Below are 18,166 nucleotides of genomic sequence, written 5' to 3'. Positions count from 1 at the left end.
TGCTCACAATGTTTCCTCCTTGGCGATCATCACATCGACACGGCGGTTCTTGGTGCGGCCTTCCGGCGTCGCATTGTCGGCGATCGGTTCGTCCTCGCCCTTGCCGTCCACCGTTAGTCGCGAAGGATCACTGAACTTCGGTGCCATCATTGCTTCGACGGCCTTCGCTCTGGCGACGGAGAGATCGAAGTTGGACTTGAATGGGCTCGATTTCCGCGGCTTCACATTGTCCGTATGGCCGACAATCCTGATCGGTCCGCGCTCGGGTTCCAGAGCCGCGGCGATATCTGCGGCAATGGGCTGGAACTCCGGCTTCGCCTCGGCCCTGCCGGACTGGAACAGCAGGAGATTGTTGATTTCCACAACGATGAAGTCGCCCTTCGTGCCGATGGTCAGCCCGCCGCCTTCGACTTCCTTGGCCAGTGCCGAACGGATGCGATCGATCTGCGTGGTTGTGGCGACGGGTGGGACGATTTTCGCCGGCTCCGCCAACGGCGCCACGCTGGCCCGTTCGATGGTAATCGGCGTCGATGGGTTGAGCGCCAGCAATTCACCGGCGGCAGCGTCGCCTTCGTTGGTGATGAAGACCCGCAGTGCGAAGAACGCAGCAGTCAGCAGCGCCGACACGGCTGCCGCGACGACCCAGAGCGGCAGGCGTGTCGACGGCTGCGTCATGGTCGACGCCAAGCCCTGCCAGTGGGGCGAGATGTCCGCGTCCGCGCGTGCCCTGAAATAGCGAAGCGTTTCGTAGACGTCGCGCCGAACGCGTTCGAGATTGCTGTCTTCGCGCGTCAGGCCCCGGTACTGGCCCTCGAACCCCAGCGACAGGCAGACATGCATCAGTTCGAGCAGATCGTAGTGTGCCTCGGGACTGGCCAGGACCTTGTTCAGCGCTTCGAAGAAGCCTGTGCCGCTGGGCTCGACGTGAAAGAACTGCGACAGCATGCTGTGCTGCGCCCAAGTATCTTTCTGTGGCCAAGGCAGGTTGCCGACGAGATCGTCGGCGGTTTCGCAGAGGATGAATTTCGCAATCCGCGCATCCTCTTCGGCAACACCTGATTTCTCGACTGTCCTGTCGAACCTATCGATCGCCTCAGTGACATGTTCGGCCAACGGCTCGGCTTGTCTCTCGACGGGGATAAGCCTGAACTGGCCGAACAGCATCAGCAATGGTGCGGCCGCGGCAAGGATCGGGTTTGCCGCGGAATATCTGACACTGTCCGTGACATTGAGCAGGGTCTCCTGCCGTAGAGCTGCCTCGGAAGCGCCGCTTCCTGCCGAAGCGGAAGGGGCTCCTTGATAAATCACTGTCCCGGATGCCCAGCCCGGCGGTGTATGCCGGCCGATGCCGGGATCGAATACGGTCGAATCCTTGATCTGCGAGGTTTGCCCGTCATCCGCGACGGGCACTTGAGGGACCGGCGCCGGTTTTCGCTCACGCCGTGGAGGGGCGCGAATGACGGTCTTGCCAGCCGGGCCGAAAGGATCGTCCTTCGAACTCATGGACGATCGTCCGTGCAGGCGGTGTGCCCGCGACTGGGTGAGACAGGCGCAAAACGGTTTCTCGTCAGGTGAAGGAAACGCAACCCCTGCCGACCCTGACAGTGTCCGGAGGAAGGTAGGCTATATCTTACTATCCCGCCGAAAGATGACATTTGCCGCAGACCCCCAGGTCGATCAGCCTTAGCCGCTTAGCGAATTGTCGTATGCGATCGTAATCTCACAAACTCTCGATTGGAACCGGATGCCGCGCACCAAAGAGGTTTTCTTCGTCGACTTCAGCCTCGCATCCCCCTTTGGGCCTGTCTATTTCTGCTTGTCGGCCTTGGCATAGGCCTCGCTGAAATAGGCCAGGAATATGTCCAGCATGCCGTTCTCGTGGGCTTCCTCCATGGTTCGCCAGGTCGCGACAAAAGCGTCCCAGGCCTGGCTTTTCTTAGACGAGAACGATGTCGGGGGGAGTTTCTTTCCGATCGCCTCGGGCGACAGATCGTCGAGCAGCCGCGACAGCGCAGCTTGCATGGCGGCATAGGTGGCGAATTCGTGCGTCTTGAGATCGCGGAATGCATCTTTGATGCTGCGCCTGGCATCCAGATAGCCGGCCCTGCGGCGGGCGAACATGATTTCGAGGATGTCGTCGGTTCCCGGGCCGAACTTCAGGGGGTTGTTGTCGGCGGCGCTGATCATCGTCCGTTGTGTGCTCTTGGCCAGTATTTTCGCGGCCGTGCGCGCTTTCAAAAGCATGGTCAGTTCCTCGACCACAGTCCGCAGGACCGTGCCGATTTCGGCGGCAACTTCATGCGGATCGCGCGATTGAAGCAATTCCGGCGAGATGCCGGCCGCGATCGCGATTTCCCGCAGCACTTCGTCTCTGGTCGAGGGGAGAGGCGGTTGCGACGAGAACGCCGGAGCCGGAACCCGCTGCCCGGAATGTTGCTCCGAAGGAGTGAAGAACGGCTCGGCGGCGAATTCGAGCGGCCGGCCTGTCGCGGCCGGCATTTCTCGTTGTGTCGAACTGATATGGCCTGTCGTGGCGGGCTCGTCGTCGATCGATACGAAGATGACATGGCGGCCGATCAGCACCCGGTCGCCATGGCTCAGCCGATGCGGGCCGGTCATGCGCTGGCTCGATCCGTTGATGTAGGTTCCGTTGCGCGAGACATCGTGCAGCCAGAAAGCGCCTGCCTCGTAGCGAACCTCGCAATGCCGGCCGGAGATGAACTTGTCGGGGTCCGGCAAGGTCCAATCACAAGCCTGGCGTCCGATTTCGAAGCCGCGATCACGCGCCGCGTAACTGGTCGAGATGCCCGCAGGCAAGGCGTCGACATTGTTGATTTGCAGACTGATATACATCGAGGATCGCCGTCGAACGCTGATCGATACTCCACATTCTAGCAGTTTGCACATCCAGCAGGACAGCGGCGTTTCGAGCCAATGCATCGGCAGGGTAAGGTTTTTCCGCTGTGCATCTCTTTGGTCGGCCGGACAACATGTGGTAGGCTCAACATAGCCTGGTGCGGCGGGCCAAAAAGTTCCTGGATGCGGGAACTTCAAACCCACTGCCGGCGGCCGCGTCCAGGAGGGGCACGACCCATGCCGAACGAACGTGCCACGGTTGTGCAAACACCGGTTGGCGCCGAGCTGTTGACCTTCACGCATCTTGTCGGTCGCGATGAGATCAGCCGTTGTTTGGCCTATACGGTAGGGTTCGTCAGCCCCAGCCCCGATATCGATCCGCTGAAGATGCTGGGGGGTGTCGTTTCGGTGGAAGGCGAATCCGATCCGAAACGTTGGTTCAGCGGTCTTGTGTCCGAGTTTCGCCTGACCCGCATAGAAGACCGGCTGGCCTACTACGAAGCGGTCGTCAGGCCGTGGCTCTGGTTCCTCGGCAACACCACCGATTGCCGTATTTTCCAGAACAAGAGCGTCGTCGACATCGTCAAGGACGTCTTCAAGAAATACAGCACGGCGGAGTTCGATCTGCGTCTGCAGGGTTCCTACCCTCCGCGCGAATACTGCGTACAATATGACGAGACCGATCTGGATTTCGTCCAGCGGCTGCTCGAGCATGAAGGCATCCTGTATTTTTTCGAGCATGACGAGGGCAAACACACGCTTGTCCTGACCGATGCGATGAGCAAGCTGAAGCCGGCGCCGGGCTACGAGAAAGTACCTTATCATTTTGAAGGGCAGGGCTCCCGGCGCGATGTCGAATACATCACCGAATGGATACCGGGCAGTTCGGTGCGTCCGGGCGCCTATGCCCACACCGACTATGATTTCAAGAAGCCGGGCGCCGACCTTATGGCCAAGTCGGCCCAGCCGTTCAGTCACAAGCTGGCCGCCGGCGAAAACTACCGCCAGCCCGGCGCGCATCTCGAAGTCGGCCGGGGCGACAACCTGGCCGCGATCCGACGCGAGGAGATCCAGGCCGTCCACCAGCGTATCGCCGCGGTCGGCACCGTGCGCGGCCTGTTTTCGGGCTGTACGTTCAAGCTCGATGGCTTTCCGCGCGAGGACCAGAACCAGGAGTATCTGGTGGTCAGCGCCGAATACAGGCTGTTCGATCCGGGATACAGAAGCCATGCCGACGTCGACAGCGAGAACTTCAAGGTGATCCTGGGCGTGGCGCCGACCGCCTTGCCCTATCGTCCGCCACGGATCACGCCCCGACCGATCATGCGTGGGCCGCAGACGGCGACCGTGGTCGGTCCGTCAGGCCAGGAAATATTCACCGACAAATACGCCAGGGTGAAGGTGCAGTTCCACTGGGATCGCCTGGGCAAGAAGGACGAGAACAGCTCCTGTTTCGTGCGGGTCTCACAGACCTGGGCCGGCAGCGGCTGGGGCTTCATCCAGATACCGCGCATCGGCCAGGAGGTGATCGTCGACTTTATCGAAGGCGACCCTGACCTGCCGATCATCACCGGCCGGGTCTACAATGCCTCGCAGATGCCGCCCTACGGGCTGCCGGCGAGTGCCACGCAATCCGGCTGGAAGTCGGACTCCTCGCTCGGCGGCGGCGGCTACAACGAGCTGATGTTCGAGGACAAGGCCGGCTCCGAACTGGTCAATTTCCAGGCGCAGAAGGACCACAACCTTCTGATCAAGCATGACCGTACCAAGCTGGTGCAGCACGATCAGTCGGACCGCATCGACCACGACGCCAAGCATTCCGTCGGCCACAACCTCGACGAGGACGTCGGCAACAACAAGACAGTCAAGGTCGGCGTCGACCAGACAACCGACATCGGCAAGAACGATACCGAGACGGTGGGCGTCAACCGCTCGCTTACGGTTGGCTCGAACGAGACGATCGGCATCGGCGCGAACTCGACGGAGACGATCGGGTCCAATCACACGCAGACCGTCGGGTTGATCCAGACGATCACCGTGGGCGCGGCGCGAGTGGATTCAGTGGGCGCAGCGGAAACCCGAAGCGTTGGCGCCGTCCAGACGAATCAGATCGGCGCATCGCGCTCGATGACAGTGGGGGCCGGACAGACTCACACCATCGGAGCGGCGGACAATTGGACAATCGCGGCCGCGCAGAGCGTGAAAATCGGCGCGGACCAGAGTTTCGCCATCGGCGGCGCGCAGTCGTCGCAAATCGGCAAAGGCAGGTCGGCAAAAATCGGCGCTGACGACGCAACCGATGTCGGAGGCGGGCACGCGCTCAAGGTCGGCAAGGGCAGCGGAATCCAGATTGCGGACGACAGCTCGATCAAGGTCGGCAAGAACCTGGTGATCGAGGCGGGTGACTCGATCACACTCAAATGCGGCTCGGCGTCGATCACGATGAAAAAGGACGGCACCATTGTTGCCGACGGCAAGGACATAACGCTCAAGGGCAGCGGCAAGATTACCGTCAAGGCCGACGGCGACGTGATCGTCAAGGGAAGCACCATCAACAACAACTGAGGGCGTCATCATGGAAGTGCTGGATCGTATCGACGGCGTCGTGATCGGCCTGCTGATCGGTTTCGAGGGCGGGGCACCGCTTGTTGTCTTCGTTGGCAATCCGCGCGAGACGGCGATTGCGGCGCGCAGCCTGACTGAACTGGACATTTCGGCGATCGGTTCAGAACTGGCCCTTCTGTTCGAGGAGGGTGATCCAACGCGGCCGTTGGTCGTTGGACGCATCGTCGATCCGGCGCACAAGAACAGGGAGCTGAAAGTCGCTCGCGAAGGCGACCGTGTCGTCATCACCGGAGACGAGCGCATAGAACTGCGCTGCGGCCTGGCGTCGATCATTCTGGAAAAGAATGGCCGCGTGACCATTCGCGGCAGCCAGTTGACGAGCCAGGCCAGCGGGACCAACCGTATTCGCGGTGGGGCCGTGCATCTCAATTGAGGCGTTGCCTATGCACCGCGTCGCGACCATCGCCGCCATCGTGGATCAGCATGCCGAGGACGCGGCTTTCCTGTGGCTGCGCCGTCGTCGGGAGATCGACGGTCCAATCCTCGACGAAACCGATATCGGTCGCATAGACCAGCGTCTCGAAGCCAATCTTGAAGGGCTCATGGCAGCCGGCAAGGCCGGTTGGGAAGCTGCTCAAGCGCGCTTTGCTGACTACGCCGAACCAGGCGAACTTTTCGTGCTCGGCACTCTGGCAATGCGTTGGAGCGATGCCAAACTGGTAACCTCCGCAATCGACGCCGGCGTAAGCGTGGGTGAAGCCGGCTTTTCAAGCTTGTCCGCTGCGATCGCGCGCACGCCGCGCGATAACCTGCGTCCCTTCGTGGCGCAATGGCTGGACACAAGCGATGCGCGACTACGCTGCCTTGGGCTGTCTGCGCTCTGGCATCACCGCGTCGATCCGGGACCGCGCCTGCATGATCTGGCCAGCCATTCCGACGCGAACGTCCGCCGGCGCGCCGTTCGGCTCGCCGGTGGGCTCGGGCGGCGCGACCTGCTTCCGGCAGTCCTGGCTGGCCTTGATGGCGAGACGGCGAGAGAACGTCTTGCGGCCGCCTTCGCCGCTTGCCTGCTTGGTGAGGCGCGGTCCGCGCACCCAGTGATCGACAAGATCGTGCTGACGGAGACGGACCAAGCGGAGGCGGCGATCGAGATACGCCTGCTGACAACGCCGCCCAAGGCCGCGAAAGGTTGGTTGCAGACGCGCCTCGGCCAGCCCCTGCTACGCGTGGCGGCAACGGCGTCGATCGGCCTGTTTGGCGATCCGTCGGTGATGCCCTGGCTGATCGAGAAGATGCGCGAACCGGAACTTGTCTTTGCCGCCGGGCTGGCGATGCGCGATCTGTTCGAGGTGGATTTCAACGACACCGACCTGTTCACGATAGACCCGGCCGATTTGGGGAAGGCGTTTGAATCTCTGAACCACAGCCCGTTGCCTGTCGCCGATCGCGTTGCTGCTTGGTGGGACGAGGGACGGGGCGGGCGCGGCCGCACGCCTTTCCATTCGATGCGCCGGTTGCGGCTCGACGCGTTGCGCGCGGCCATCGCGGCAACCGATACGCCGCTGACCGATTGGCGCAGGACGCGCCGGTTCCCGGCCTGGATGTAATCTATCGGCGGTTCGCCCGCGCCACGACGGCGGCGGCGCGCAATCCGTTCTCGGATGCGACTTCGCACATGGCAATCGATCCCGGCGCATAATTCTGGACAAGACTGTCGGCGGCCAGCATCAGCGCCAGCGCGCCGCTGGCCGCGCCGGTGTCGCCGACCGTCATCGCCGGATAGGCCGTCGCCATCAGGGTGCGGTGCGTGCGATAGAAGCGCGGTCGGGCAATCAGCATCTCCCAGCCATGATAGCGCTCGCCATTGCCGTTCGAGACGACGAAGTCGATGTCGGGTTCCGATGGTCCCGATCCCGAAACGGCGTCGCGCAGCGCGCCGAGCATGGCGCGGCCCTGGCTGTAGCGCTCGGAAAGGATGCTGTCCGTCTCCTGGGCCATGCCGATGCCATGGATAGCGGCCACGACAGGCTCGCGGCCAGGTTCCCGCAGCAGCCGCACGAAGACGGCCGCCTCGCCAGGAACCAGTCCTTGGGCGTTGTCCGCGCCCTGTAAACGTCCGGTCCGGCTGAGCCGGCCGAGGTCGGTGTGGTTGACGAGGCTGTCGACGCCACCGAGCAGCACTTGTGCGGCGCCTTGATCCTCCATCAGTGCAAGCGCCCGTTCTATCAGTCCCACACTTGCCGCCGCGCCGCCGTCGATGACGCACGAGGCGTGGTGGAATCTCAGGCCTGTTGCGTCGACAACCGCGGCCAGGAAATCGCGCGCCGGAATATCAACGAAAGCCGGATGGTTGCGAAAGCTCTCCGGCGTCGTGATGAGCAGCGCGGTGGCCGCCGCGACCCCCGGCTCGCCCGCGCCGAGCGCTTCGTTGATAGCGCGGGCGGCCATGTTGACCAGCCATTCGCCTTCGTTGCGGCGCAGATGCCGGTGAGTGGGTATGCGCGCGACTACCTGTGGCACTCCGAACGGTTCGGCGAGCGTGATTTCCTCGAAGGCCGAAAGGCTCGCCCGAATGGCTGCGATCGTTTGCCGCGCGTTCAGCCCGGCGGGCGTGACGGCGCCGCCGCCGGCGACGTAGAGCGGCCGCTTCATGGCTGCCACACGGCGCGGTCGACTGTGCCGTCGCCGCCACGCGGGCTGAGATAGCTCTTGCGCTTGCGCCGGGCCACGAGAAAGGCGGGCGTGACATGGCCGAAGACGATTTCCCGCAGCGCCGGCGTGTTCCGTTTTGTCACGTGTGAAAAGCGCGCTTTCAGTGTGACGCGCCACAGATCCGGCTCGACAATCACCGTGTCCGCGGCAAACGGACGTTCCTCGACCCGGTCGTCATAGATCAGCCGCACAGGCGCAACGATGCGCGGCAGGCGGAAGTCCCAGCGGCCGTTCGGTGTCATGCCGATGATCGTGACAGTCTCACCGCCATGGATTGCCGGCAGGTGCTGGTCCGCCGGGGCGCACAGATTGTAGCGCGGATCGAAATCCCCGGGAGGCAGTGGCCACTGCGTGTCGATCCAGGCTTGGTCGTAGGTGCCCGCGAGCGGCAGTCTCGGCATCCAACCCCGCCCGAGCGGGCCGAAGCTGGCCGGTCTGGGCCGATCGGAGGGACTGAGATAAGGTTCGGCGGGGTAGGTGACATTCGGGGCTTGTGTTCGCACTGCCGGATCGGCGGACGAGGCATGGTGATAGCCGACGCCGACCGGGTTGCGTCGGTCAAGCCGGCCATCTGGCAGCGTCCCACCATAGGCGCGCTCGTAAACGATCGGCATGGTTCGGAACAGGGCCGGCGCACTGTAGCCGCCGGCATCGTAGATGCGGTCTCCGACAACGTTGAGCACCTTTTGCAAGCCACCGACGCGGAAACCGACCTGCATCTCCGCCACCGGACGGCGGTTCGGCGCGTGCGCCGAACCGTTGACAAGGATTTCGGCGGCCGGCTTATGCGGCGCAATATCGGCTTCGTAGCGATTGGAGGAATTGGCTGGATCGCCGAACGGGATATCCCAGAGCGCGACCGGCATCTGGTCTTCGCAGACGTCCAGTGCCGGTGCGCCGTCGAGCGCATCGAAGCTTGCCGAGAACATGACGACCAGGACTTCCTGGCCGTCGGCGTCGAGTTGCACATGTGTTGCGGTGGCGAACGGCGTGCGATTCTCGATCCCGACCGCGAACGCCATCGCTCAGCACCAATTGCCGTGTTCGTCGAGGCCGATCGGCCAGTAGGGCATCGCGGTCAGCAGCGTCGCATAGTCGTCATGGCCGCCCTGGATCAGCCACTCGAGAAGTAACACTTCGGGAGGCACCGCACTCGACGCGGAACGCCGGTTTTCCTTGTCGCACGCGAGCCAGTACTTGCGCACGAGCCAGACCACCCTCGGGTGGCCGGCGGGGCCGGCAAGCCCCTTGGCCTCGATCGTTCGGAGGATTGCCTCGCCCATCGGCAGGCCGGTCTCCATGCGCTCCTCGACACTCGCGTTCCATGTCTCGGACGCGACAGCGAACACGTCCACGAAATCGAGCAGATAGGCGGCGAACAGGCTGCGATGTCCAGCCGAGCCGGTCCCCGGCGCCGTCCCTTCCGCGCGGCCTCGGACGTCACCGGGCGCGCGCAGCAGCCGGTAGGTCCCGTTCTGGATGTTGTGGTTGACGAGCAGTGCCATCGCTCAGGACTCCTCGAATTCCGGATCTTCCCCGATGGGAATGAAGTCGAACGGCCTCATGAAGTCCGCCAGCTCGGGCTCGGTGTCGCCCAGCCAGGAGAGGAGCAACGTCACGGGTGGGACCGGCCCGTCCCCCTCGCTCCCTTCGGACAACTGCTTGGCCTCGGAGCCCCACATCTCGCTCCTCCCGGGCTCCGGCCCGCCGCCCGAAAGCAAGTCGTTCAGTCGCGTCGTTTCGAAGTAGTACTTCCGAAACAGGGCAATGACCCGAGGGTGACTCGCTGGTCCCGCCGGCCAGCGGGCGTCGACAAGCTCCCTGTTGACTTCCTGCGCACGAAGGTCATGCCACCATTCCAGCAATGGTGGCACGACGATCTTCAACTCGTCTGTCCAACGATCATAGATGTCTTGATACGTTATCGAGATCATTTCATATCTCTATATGCCCAGGCCGCCAATGTGCTTGTTCATCGCATCGTAAAGCTCGCGGCGATCCAGTGCGCGCATATCCTGGGACTGCTCCATGCTGTGAGCATGACAATGCGGCTGGCACGGAAGGTCGCGCATCCGCTGGGCGAAGCTGCCCGGATCGTGGCACGCTCCCATCTCCCACGCGGTCTTCTGCGGCGGCTGGTGATCGGCGATCATCGTGACCTTGCCGTCAGTCTGCCTTTTGATTTTCTTGTCAATGTCCTTCAGCGCCTTGTCCTTGGCTGGGCCTGAAGCCCGACGAAGGATGTTGGCGCGGTCCTTCTTGCACTGCCAGCAGGTCTGCCCCTGCACGGAAGCGCGCTGGGTCTCGGTCGTGGGGGTATAGTCCTCCGAGTACTTGTAGTCGCGCGGGCAGTCTTCCTTCATCGCGTCCTTGCCCAGCACCACCGAGAAGTCGACCATGGCGGACACGTCGACCGTGTTCGGCAGCGGGCTCGCGGTATTCTGCTCCATCGGATCGCCGTGGCGGCAGACTCCCTTGCCCTCGACCTTGACCGTGAACGACCAGAGCTTGAACGAGCCCTTACCCTTGATGCGATGGGTGACCACGCCGGCGCCAAGTCCAGGCGTGGCCGCTTCGTTGCCCGTACTCAGCGCCACTTCGGAAGAGTTCTCCAGCGCCGTCGGTGTTCCCTGCACCTTGACGCTCTTGCTGCCTTTGATGAGATCGCTGGCCGAAAGCATGTTGACATATGGAACCGGCACCGGTCCCGCTGGCGGCGGCGGCGGGCTGAGGCAGACGTCGCCCGGCGCGACGCCCTTGCCGCCGCTTGCCTGGTGGAAGAAGCCCATCTTTTCGGCGTAGACCGTGTTACCCATGGCTCAGGACCCCGCCGTCTCCGGCGATGCCGCGCATCGCGGGCAGGGCATTTTGAGCAAGGTCGTGGATGTCGGCGAAGCCGAACTCCCTGACCTCCCAGTCGTCGCTCCAGAATGCGATCTTGTCGGTCGCGGCGGCGGCGCCCGGAGGTGGCAAAATCTGAAGGCTTTCGGCCAGCCGGGTCTGCGCCCAGTAGTTGTCGACGCAGTTCTGAAGAAGCGAGGCCACTGCATCGTACCACGGGTCGCCCGGCTCCGGCGGGGCCCCAAGCCGGACGATGGCGAACGGATAACGGCGGCCGACGCGATCCTCGCTCATGCGCCAGACGCCGGCACAGGGCTGGTCGCCGAAAATGCCGCCCTTGACGATGAAGCGCCAGACACGCGAATCCAATTCCCCCTCGTCTGGCCTCTCGCGCAGTTCCATCGACATCCACCGGTCCCAGCGGTCGATGAACGCTCGCGGCAAGTTCGCGGCGACAAAATCTCCGGTCGCCGGAATCTTGCCGAAGAAGCCGGTGCTCATATCTGCGGCGGACATGAGAATTTCTTGAACATTTGCAGGTTGTAAGGGTTTTCGACGCTGGCGGCCTTGAGCTCGAAATCGGCGTACATGCCTTTCGTGCCCAGCCGCAGGCTGTAGACATCGGACAGCGAGGTTCCAGTGAATCGGCCGCTGCGCAGCATCCTCAGCCACGCCCAGCTGCCGGTCTCGTTGAGCATGATTTCGGGCGAACCATCGATGGGCTGGAAGGCGAGCGAGATGACCCCGGTGCCCTCCTTGCCGGGCCAGGTCATCGGTTGCGGCCGCGTCGCGTTGTTGAAGTAGACGAGGGTCTGGCCATCGAGATTGAGCGTTACGCGCGTGACGTTCGGAGACAGGTCCTTGGGTTCCAGCGTGAAGCTCATCACCGGTCCTGTACCGCCGGGAAAGAGATCGTCGCGTATCCGCCTGGCCTGCTCGAAAGCCGCCAGCGCCGAAGGGTCGAGGCCGAAATCGGCACGCCATTTCCACGGCTGGCTGGCGGTGTCGACATAGCTGATCAAATGGTCGTTGGTGAACGCGTCGATCAGGCCCGCCGGTCCGAACAGGCGGGCGAAGTCGCGGACATTGACGTCCACCGCGCTTTCGGGACTGAACGGATAGCGGTCGTTGAGCGCCGCCTGGCAGAAGGGCAGGATGTCGGCGCGCCAGATGGCGTTGAGCTCCGAGGTGACCGCCTTTTGCGTCAACCCGCTGGTGTCGCCGGCGACACCGCCGAGCCAGTCGTCGACCGGGTCGGGCAGGATTTGCGCTTGCCTTGCGACCGCCCCCGTCAGTTCGGCGAGGCCGCCTTGCTTCTTGATGGCATCCTGGGGATCGGGATTGGCCGTGACCGTCTGCAAAACGTTGGACAGCGCCGTCAAAGCCACCACCGCGGCGTCGAGTGCTGGCGGCTGGCCGTCGACCTCGGCAATAGCACCTTTGAGCGGCTTGAAGTGTTCGGCCACCAGGTTGCCGGTAAGATCCACCTCGTCAGCTGAGCCCGCGCGTGGAAGCAGCTTTGCCCCCGTTTTGACGATCTTGCCGAGCTTGCCGAGTTTGCCGAGCAGTTTCGAGCCGCCCTTGGCCGCCGCCTTGTCGTCGGCCGGCGCTTCATCGGACCGGGTAAGCTCGGTCTCCTGAACGACCGCCGTGAGCAGGCGTTTCAGCGCTGAATCGGCGCTGGAAAGATCCTTCAGATTCTCACTGGCGACATTGAGGTCGCTCAACGGCGCCAGCCTCATATCGCGCAGGAAGCTGTCCCACTGTGCGATATAGTCGTCGTAGTAGAGCTTCAGGATGTCCTCGGACAGCGCCGACACGGACGTTTCGGAGTTCTCGGAGCAGCCCCCGGCGAAGACCGCCCGATCCAGCGCCGCTTGTGCTGCCACATCCTCGATCCGGTCGAGAACGGCGTCATGGAAGCCTGCATAGGTGAATGCTCCCGAAATGCCGACGCGAAGCGTCTTGCCGGAGCGACGCGCAAAAACCTTGGCGCCGTTGGGACCGGCGAAATTCGCCGGAATCCATTCTTTGAGCCCGGCCACTACCGGATCGGCCAGCAATTGCTTGTAGGCACGCGCCGGCAATGAAATCGTGCATACCGTTTTCAGCGCTTCGGCAACCAGCGCCTGGTCGGGCTCGATATAGCTTTCGTCGACCGTCATCCGGCGGATGGCCGCAAGCTGATGCTCTTCGGCATCGGCGGTTGGAAATGGTGCTGCGGCCGCGAATTCGGGAAGGCTGTTGACCCACCAGTTCTGGGTGTAGTCGGGATCCATCTGCGACAGACCCGTCATCATACGATAGGTCTTGAGAGCGCCGAGCATGAAATCCGGATCGCGGATCTGCCGCCACATGGTGGCCTCGAGAAGGGCCACCATGTGCGGCTCAAGCACGTTGCGCAAGGCGTGATCGTAGGTGTCGGTCTGAGCCCGCACCAGTTCCGCCGAGGCCGATGGCCCTAGCAGATCCTGGACAGCGGCCGGCGGTGCTGTCCGGGCATTTGAGACCGCGTCCATTGCCTCGAGCGCGCCGTCGATGGCAGGCTGCTGCACCGATGCCGGGTTTGCGGCAGCCGAGGTCAACGGCGTCTGCAGCGCTTCGAACTGGCTTGCCTGGGCCGAGATCGCATTGCGGTTGTCGTAGTAGGACCAGGCAAACACCGCACTGGCCAGCAAGCCCGCTGTGGCACAGGCAGCCGCCGCGCCCCGCCAGATCCAGGCGCGGCGGCGTTGCGCCAGCGGGTCGAACGTACCCAGGCCTGCTTCCTTGAAGATGACTTCGGTGAGCAGGTTCTTCAGGAAGAAGCTGCGTTTCTCGACCCTTGGTGCGGGCAGGACCCGCCGTGGCGGAAGACCGAAAGACGACGACAGCGCCGCGGTCAGTCGGTCGATAGGCGCCCCTTCCTGAGTCGCCGACGTCAGGTAGAGGCCGCGCAGCCATGCAGCCTCTTCATACCGGCTTTCGCCGAACATCGCCTCGACCAGCACCTGGATCGGTTCGGACAGGCTTGCGAGTTGGGCAGGAAACCGGAAGATCTCTGCACGGGCGGCGAGTTTTTCCTCATCCTCCAGGCGCGGCACCAGCCGCCGCTCCAGCTCCGTCGCCAGCGTCGAAATTTCGCGTTCGATGGTCTTGGCATCCACGCGCGCATCCAGCGCGAAGGTCGTTCCCCACACCTGCTCGCGCGAGGCGGTGGACAGACCGCCGAAGAAGGCTTCGAAACCCTTGATCAGATCGGCCTTGGTCAGCATCAGATAGACCGGAAGGCGGATTTCGAGCCGGTCGTTGAGCTCGGCCAACCGGCGGCGGATCTTGCGGCCGTGCGCCTTGATGGCTTCGTCGCCCTCCGAAAGCACGTCGATCGAAAGCGCCACGATGACGCCGTTGAGCGCGCGGCGGCCGCGATGCTTCTTCAAAAGGTCGAGGAAGCCCAGCCATTCCGCCGCGTCCACATCGGGCTGGCTCTCCTGCTGCACATAGCGGCCGGCGGTATCGATCAGAACCGCGTTTTCGGAAAAGAACCAGTCGCAGTTGCGGGTGCCGCCGACCCCTTGCAGGTCGTCGGTGAGGTCGATCGGAAAATTCAGTCCGGACTGCCGCAGAGCCGTGGTCTTGCCGGTGGCCGGCGGCCCGACGATCACATACCACGGCATGTCGCGCAGAAACTTGCGGCCGCCCAGCTTGCGGCGCTTCAGTTCGGCCATCACCTCGGCGAACTTGGCACCCACGGCAGCGACGTTCTCTTCGCCGGGGCTCAGCGGCTTTTCCACCGCGGGCGCGGCAATGTCGGCGACGAACAGGCGGTTGGCGCGGATCGCCCGGCGCTGGGCGACGATCAGCCAGATCAGCCAGAAGATGACCAGCAGCGCGATGATGACGATGCGCACATTTTCAGAGGCGAACGGTTCGTAGGCACCGACCCTGACGATCGGACCGAACACCCAGATGACCAGGGAAAGCAGCGTGATGCCGATCAGCGTCCACAGCCAGCGCGATGTCAGAACCGCCCAGAGGAAGCGCAGGATGAACATCTCACAGCCTCTTTTCGACAAGCACCTCGGCGCGGCGGTTCAAGGCTCGCCCCTGGCGCGTGCTGTCGCTGGCCACTGGATCGGTGGCCGCGCGGCCCTCGGAATGGACGCGGTCCCGTGGCACTCCGTTCTGGACCAGCATGTCGGCAATCGTCTGGGCGCGAGCCTCGGACAGCCGCTGGTTGGTCGACAGCGGATTGGTCTTTTGCAGAGGAACGCCGTCCGTATGACCGATCACCGTGATGTTTCCGATCAGCTCCTGATTGGCGAGGATCACCTTGGCGATCGAACCGATCAGAGGCTCGAAGCCTTCGGTCAGTTGTGGCCGCGACGACTGGAACAGTTCGGGGTTGGAGGCCTGGATGATCAGCTTGGCCAGCGAGACGCTCTCGGTGCCGCTGAGGGCGGATCTGAGGTCGGCCGGTGCACCGGCCTGAAATTCCGGCAACAGCGCAAAATCCACTTTCTCCGGCGGCGGGGCCTCGACCTTGGGCGACGTACGGCTGATGTCGCCGCGTGCAGGCGGCGGCAAGGTGCGCACAAGTGCGGAAAGCTCGACCGCCTGGCTGCTCAGTCCCATCGAGAGCCCGATATGGATCGCTGTGGAAACAACCGCCGCACCGAGCGCCATGACCCAGATCGGAACGATGAAGCGCTGCGGCTCGTCGGATGCGATCACGCCCTTCCAGTTTGGCGACAGTGGCGCGCCTTCAGCGTCGGCATCGCGCAGGAAGCGTGCCGCCGCCACGCGAACGGCATTGAGCGAACGGTCGCCTGATCGCCCAGGCACGCGATATTTGCCGCGGAAACCGAGCGCCATGCAATCATACTGCAGTTCCAGCAATTCGCGATCGCGGTTGGGATGGCGTTCCAGTTCGTCGAGACGCGTGAAGAACTGCGTGCCGGCATCGACATCGCCACGCAGCATGACCACAAGCGGCTGCCGAGGCCAGGCGCTGGCCCCACCCCAGGGCGTGTTCAGAGCCAGATCATCGAGCAACGCCGCCACGATCCAGGCTGCCTGGTCGGCCCTCTCCATCGAGGATCCCGTCGACATTGCCATGTCGCGTGCCCGAACCAGTTCTTCGAGCAATCGGGTGCGCAACGTTTCCGGATTCTCCGGCGGCAGCGCACTCTCGAGCTCGGGAGCGAACTCGAGCAAGGGTGCGAATGCGTTGACAAGCGCGTTCGGGTGGGTCCGAGACCGCTTTACCACCGCCCCCGGCAACAGCGGCGCCATCGGTCGCGGCATCGGCGCGCCGGTCAGTCGTATGCGGGTGCGTTCGCGATCATCCGACAGTCCGAACGGATCATCGCGGCTCATGATCTCACCTGTTCACCGAATAGCAGTCCACCTGCGGCTCGCTTGGCAACACGCCCGAAACGCCGATGACAAAGCCGGGAGCATCGAGCAGCGAGGCCCAATGCTCGCTTTTCTGGTCCAGCTCGAGGCACAGCCGATCGCCATCGTAGGGGATCTCGCGCGGCTGGGAATGAAGCGGTTTCAGCGGAATGCCGGGCAATCGCGATTTCCACAGGCCCTCGAACTGGTCGGCCGAGCCGACAGTCGCCTGATTGACGAATATCTTGCGCAGCGCGTCCTCCGACAGCTCCGAACCGACCCGGATGACGATCCGGCTGGCCACCAGCAGCTTCGGGTTGTCGATGCGGATTTTCCAGACATTGGTCGAATGCCGCATGACAGGCAGCGCACGCGATTTAGGCTCGATGTAACGCAGGCTGAGGATGAGCGAGCGCAGCGCATCCGCCAGCGCCGAATAGGCGGGGCCTGGCGCCATGTGATCGTAAGCGGGTAATTCGCCCAGGCGCCGCGCGCTCGATCCGTAGGTCGCCATCGAACCAGCGAGCCCGGCAAGTTCCAGGTAAAGCTCGGCCGGATGGAAGACATCCTGCGCCAGCATGTGGGCGAGCCGCGGACGCGCCGCATTGGCGAGATTGAGCATCAGCAGATCTTCGACGCTGCGCCCAGGCCCGCCCATGACCATCTTGCCATGCGCCTCGGCGATCTGCTCGAGGCCTGTGACAACTTCCAGAAGCAATTGCCGATACCAGGCCACCGCGCCGGTAATCAGTGTCGGCGGCAGGAAGGTCTCGTCCAGAGAGACGCCACCATCGGCTCGAACCCCCTTGAGGTCGGCTATCGGCAAGGCTGTGTAGCCACCGACCGACTTGCCGGGTGCAAGCAGCAGCGCCTGCGGACGGGCGATCTCGATTTCTTCAGGATCTGAACCGCCCTGGACGGCGTCACGCACCGAAACGACCCGCCCGTGATAGCGTGCTCCCGAGGCGGCTGCGTGTGCCGGATCGAAGCCGACACCTCCCGGAGGCTCCAGAGGCAAGGCCACCAGCACCGGCCCGGCGCTCGTGTCCGGGGTGACCGGCAATGGTCGCGGCGCGTCCATCATGTCTGGAATGGAGAAAGGTGTTCCGTCCGGAAAGATGCCCCGTGCGGACAGGATCGAGATCTGGCCGGCCTCCAGCAATGCCTGATCCAGCGTCAGCTGCTGGAAGCCGAACGTATGCAACTGCCCGGCCTGCAACGCGCCGCGCACCGTCGCCTCGAAAAAGCGATCCTGCTGCTGGAAATGCTGGGTCCGGAGAAACAGACCTTCGGACCACAGCACCCTGTTTGCATCGCTCATGCCGCTACTCTCTGCATCGAGCTCCCCTTGCCCTGGCCGTTAGGCGGAAATGCCGCCGCTGCCAAGCGAGACGTTGACCGTAAATTGTGATCCCGCCGACACTGACTTGGTCGTCCGCCAGTTCCGGCCGCCGGGCTCGCGGATCAGTGCAACGAAGCCCAGCGCCGTCGCGTCCGGCTCGACCGTGATGGTCTTGGACGCGGTCTTTCCCGGCCCGACGGCTATCTGGTCGGATCCGATGAGGTCGCCTGCGAGTGCCGAACCGGCATCCCCCTGCAAGGCAAAGTAGTCGGCGGAATTGAATTTGCCGGTGCTGCGCAGCCGCATGACGAGGACCGTCACCGGCCGGTCGCCGCCGCCCGGTCCCGGGTTCATACCGGCCCCGCCGGTCAGTTTGACGGTGATCACCGATGGTTTCGGCGGCCCGCTCTGGCAAGCCGTAAGCAGCCCGGTTGCGCCCAAGGCGACAATGAATTCGCGTCGATCGATCATGTC

The 18,166-nt window shown here is 63.6% G+C and carries 15 protein-coding genes; 3 read left to right on the top strand and 12 right to left on the bottom strand.

Features of this window, described 5'->3' with window-relative positions; genetic code table 11:
* Nucleotides 1-3: 3 nt before the first annotated feature.
* On the bottom strand, nucleotides 4-1,503 hold the full coding sequence (tssL, locus tag X735_RS162120; RefSeq protein ID WP_023809161.1) for a type VI secretion system protein TssL, long form: 1,500 nt from the start codon (nucleotides 1,501-1,503) through the stop codon (nucleotides 4-6).
* Between the two features lie 303 nt (nucleotides 1,504-1,806).
* Nucleotides 1,807-2,853 carry a type VI secretion system-associated FHA domain protein TagH gene (gene tagH / locus X735_RS162125; RefSeq protein WP_023809160.1) on the bottom strand — a complete coding sequence of 349 codons (1,047 nt, stop codon included), beginning with the start codon at nucleotides 2,851-2,853 and terminating at the stop codon, nucleotides 1,807-1,809.
* A 240-nt stretch (nucleotides 2,854-3,093) separates the two neighbouring features.
* Here tagH and tssI point away from each other — a divergent pair, with 240 nt between their 5' ends.
* Genes tssI through X735_RS162140 form a run of 3 tightly spaced genes read left to right on the top strand, consistent with a single transcriptional unit; the run spans nucleotide 3,094 to nucleotide 7,028 of the window.
* Nucleotides 3,094-5,421, top strand: coding sequence for a type VI secretion system tip protein TssI/VgrG (gene tssI / locus X735_RS162130; protein ID WP_023809159.1), 2,328 nt, complete (start codon nucleotides 3,094-3,096; stop codon nucleotides 5,419-5,421).
* A 7-nt stretch (nucleotides 5,422-5,428) separates the two neighbouring features.
* On the top strand, nucleotides 5,429-5,854 hold the full coding sequence (locus tag X735_RS162135) for a DUF6484 domain-containing protein (RefSeq protein ID WP_023809158.1): 426 nt from the start codon (nucleotides 5,429-5,431) through the stop codon (nucleotides 5,852-5,854).
* Nucleotides 5,855-5,864: 10 nt separating this feature from the next.
* On the top strand, nucleotides 5,865-7,028 hold the full coding sequence (locus X735_RS162140) for a hypothetical protein (protein WP_023809157.1): 1,164 nt from the start codon (nucleotides 5,865-5,867) through the stop codon (nucleotides 7,026-7,028).
* Between the two features lies 1 nt (nucleotide 7,029).
* Here the strand turns inward: X735_RS162140 and X735_RS162145 are convergent, their stop codons facing one another.
* From X735_RS162145 to tssJ, 10 genes are read right to left on the bottom strand one after another with little or no spacing between them, the layout of a single operon-like run.
* Nucleotides 7,030-8,073, bottom strand: a complete 1,044-nt coding sequence (locus X735_RS162145) for a hypothetical protein (RefSeq protein ID WP_023809156.1) — start codon at nucleotides 8,071-8,073, stop codon at nucleotides 7,030-7,032.
* Nucleotides 8,070-9,155 (bottom strand): DUF2169 domain-containing protein, encoded by a 1,086-nt coding sequence (locus X735_RS0133510; RefSeq protein ID WP_050592625.1) that lies wholly within the window; start codon nucleotides 9,153-9,155, stop codon nucleotides 8,070-8,072. Before X735_RS0133510 ends, X735_RS162145 begins: the two co-directional genes overlap by 4 nt.
* A gap of 3 nt (nucleotides 9,156-9,158) precedes the next feature.
* Nucleotides 9,159-9,638, bottom strand: coding sequence for a hypothetical protein (locus X735_RS1000000166710; RefSeq protein WP_023809154.1), 480 nt, complete (start codon nucleotides 9,636-9,638; stop codon nucleotides 9,159-9,161).
* 3 nt (nucleotides 9,639-9,641) lie between these two features.
* Nucleotides 9,642-10,067 (bottom strand): hypothetical protein, encoded by a 426-nt coding sequence (locus X735_RS162150; RefSeq protein ID WP_023809153.1) that lies wholly within the window; start codon nucleotides 10,065-10,067, stop codon nucleotides 9,642-9,644.
* Between the two features lie 9 nt (nucleotides 10,068-10,076).
* Complete coding sequence (locus tag X735_RS1000000166705; protein WP_196815287.1) at nucleotides 10,077-10,922, bottom strand: DUF4150 domain-containing protein; 846 nt, start codon at nucleotides 10,920-10,922, stop codon at nucleotides 10,077-10,079.
* Nucleotides 10,923-10,941: 19 nt separating this feature from the next.
* Nucleotides 10,942-11,490: a type VI secretion system-associated protein TagF gene (gene tagF / locus X735_RS1000000166700; protein ID WP_023809151.1), complete on the bottom strand. Its 549-nt coding sequence runs from the start codon at nucleotides 11,488-11,490 to the stop codon at nucleotides 10,942-10,944.
* Entirely contained in the window at nucleotides 11,472-15,008 is a 3,537-nt protein-coding gene (gene tssM / locus X735_RS162155) for a type VI secretion system membrane subunit TssM (RefSeq protein ID WP_023809150.1), read from the bottom strand. The genes tagF and tssM overlap by 19 nt, the downstream gene beginning before the upstream one ends.
* A 1-nt stretch (nucleotide 15,009) precedes the next feature.
* The gene (icmH, locus tag X735_RS162160) at nucleotides 15,010-16,332 is read right to left on the bottom strand and encodes a type IVB secretion system protein IcmH/DotU (RefSeq protein ID WP_023809149.1); all 1,323 of its coding nucleotides are present in this window, start codon (nucleotides 16,330-16,332) and stop codon (nucleotides 15,010-15,012) included.
* Nucleotides 16,333-16,336: 4 nt separating this feature from the next.
* Complete coding sequence (gene tssK, locus X735_RS162165) at nucleotides 16,337-17,671, bottom strand: type VI secretion system baseplate subunit TssK (protein ID WP_023809148.1); 1,335 nt, start codon at nucleotides 17,669-17,671, stop codon at nucleotides 16,337-16,339.
* A 39-nt stretch (nucleotides 17,672-17,710) separates the two neighbouring features.
* On the bottom strand, nucleotides 17,711-18,163 hold the full coding sequence (gene tssJ, locus X735_RS162170; RefSeq protein WP_023809147.1) for a type VI secretion system lipoprotein TssJ: 453 nt from the start codon (nucleotides 18,161-18,163) through the stop codon (nucleotides 17,711-17,713).
* Nucleotides 18,164-18,166 lie beyond the last annotated feature (3 nt).

It is taken from the genome of Mesorhizobium sp. L2C084A000 (genome assembly GCF_000502875.1).
Classification (GTDB): domain Bacteria; phylum Pseudomonadota; class Alphaproteobacteria; order Rhizobiales; family Rhizobiaceae; genus Mesorhizobium.
This window is presented reverse-complemented; position numbering and strand designations above follow the sequence as displayed.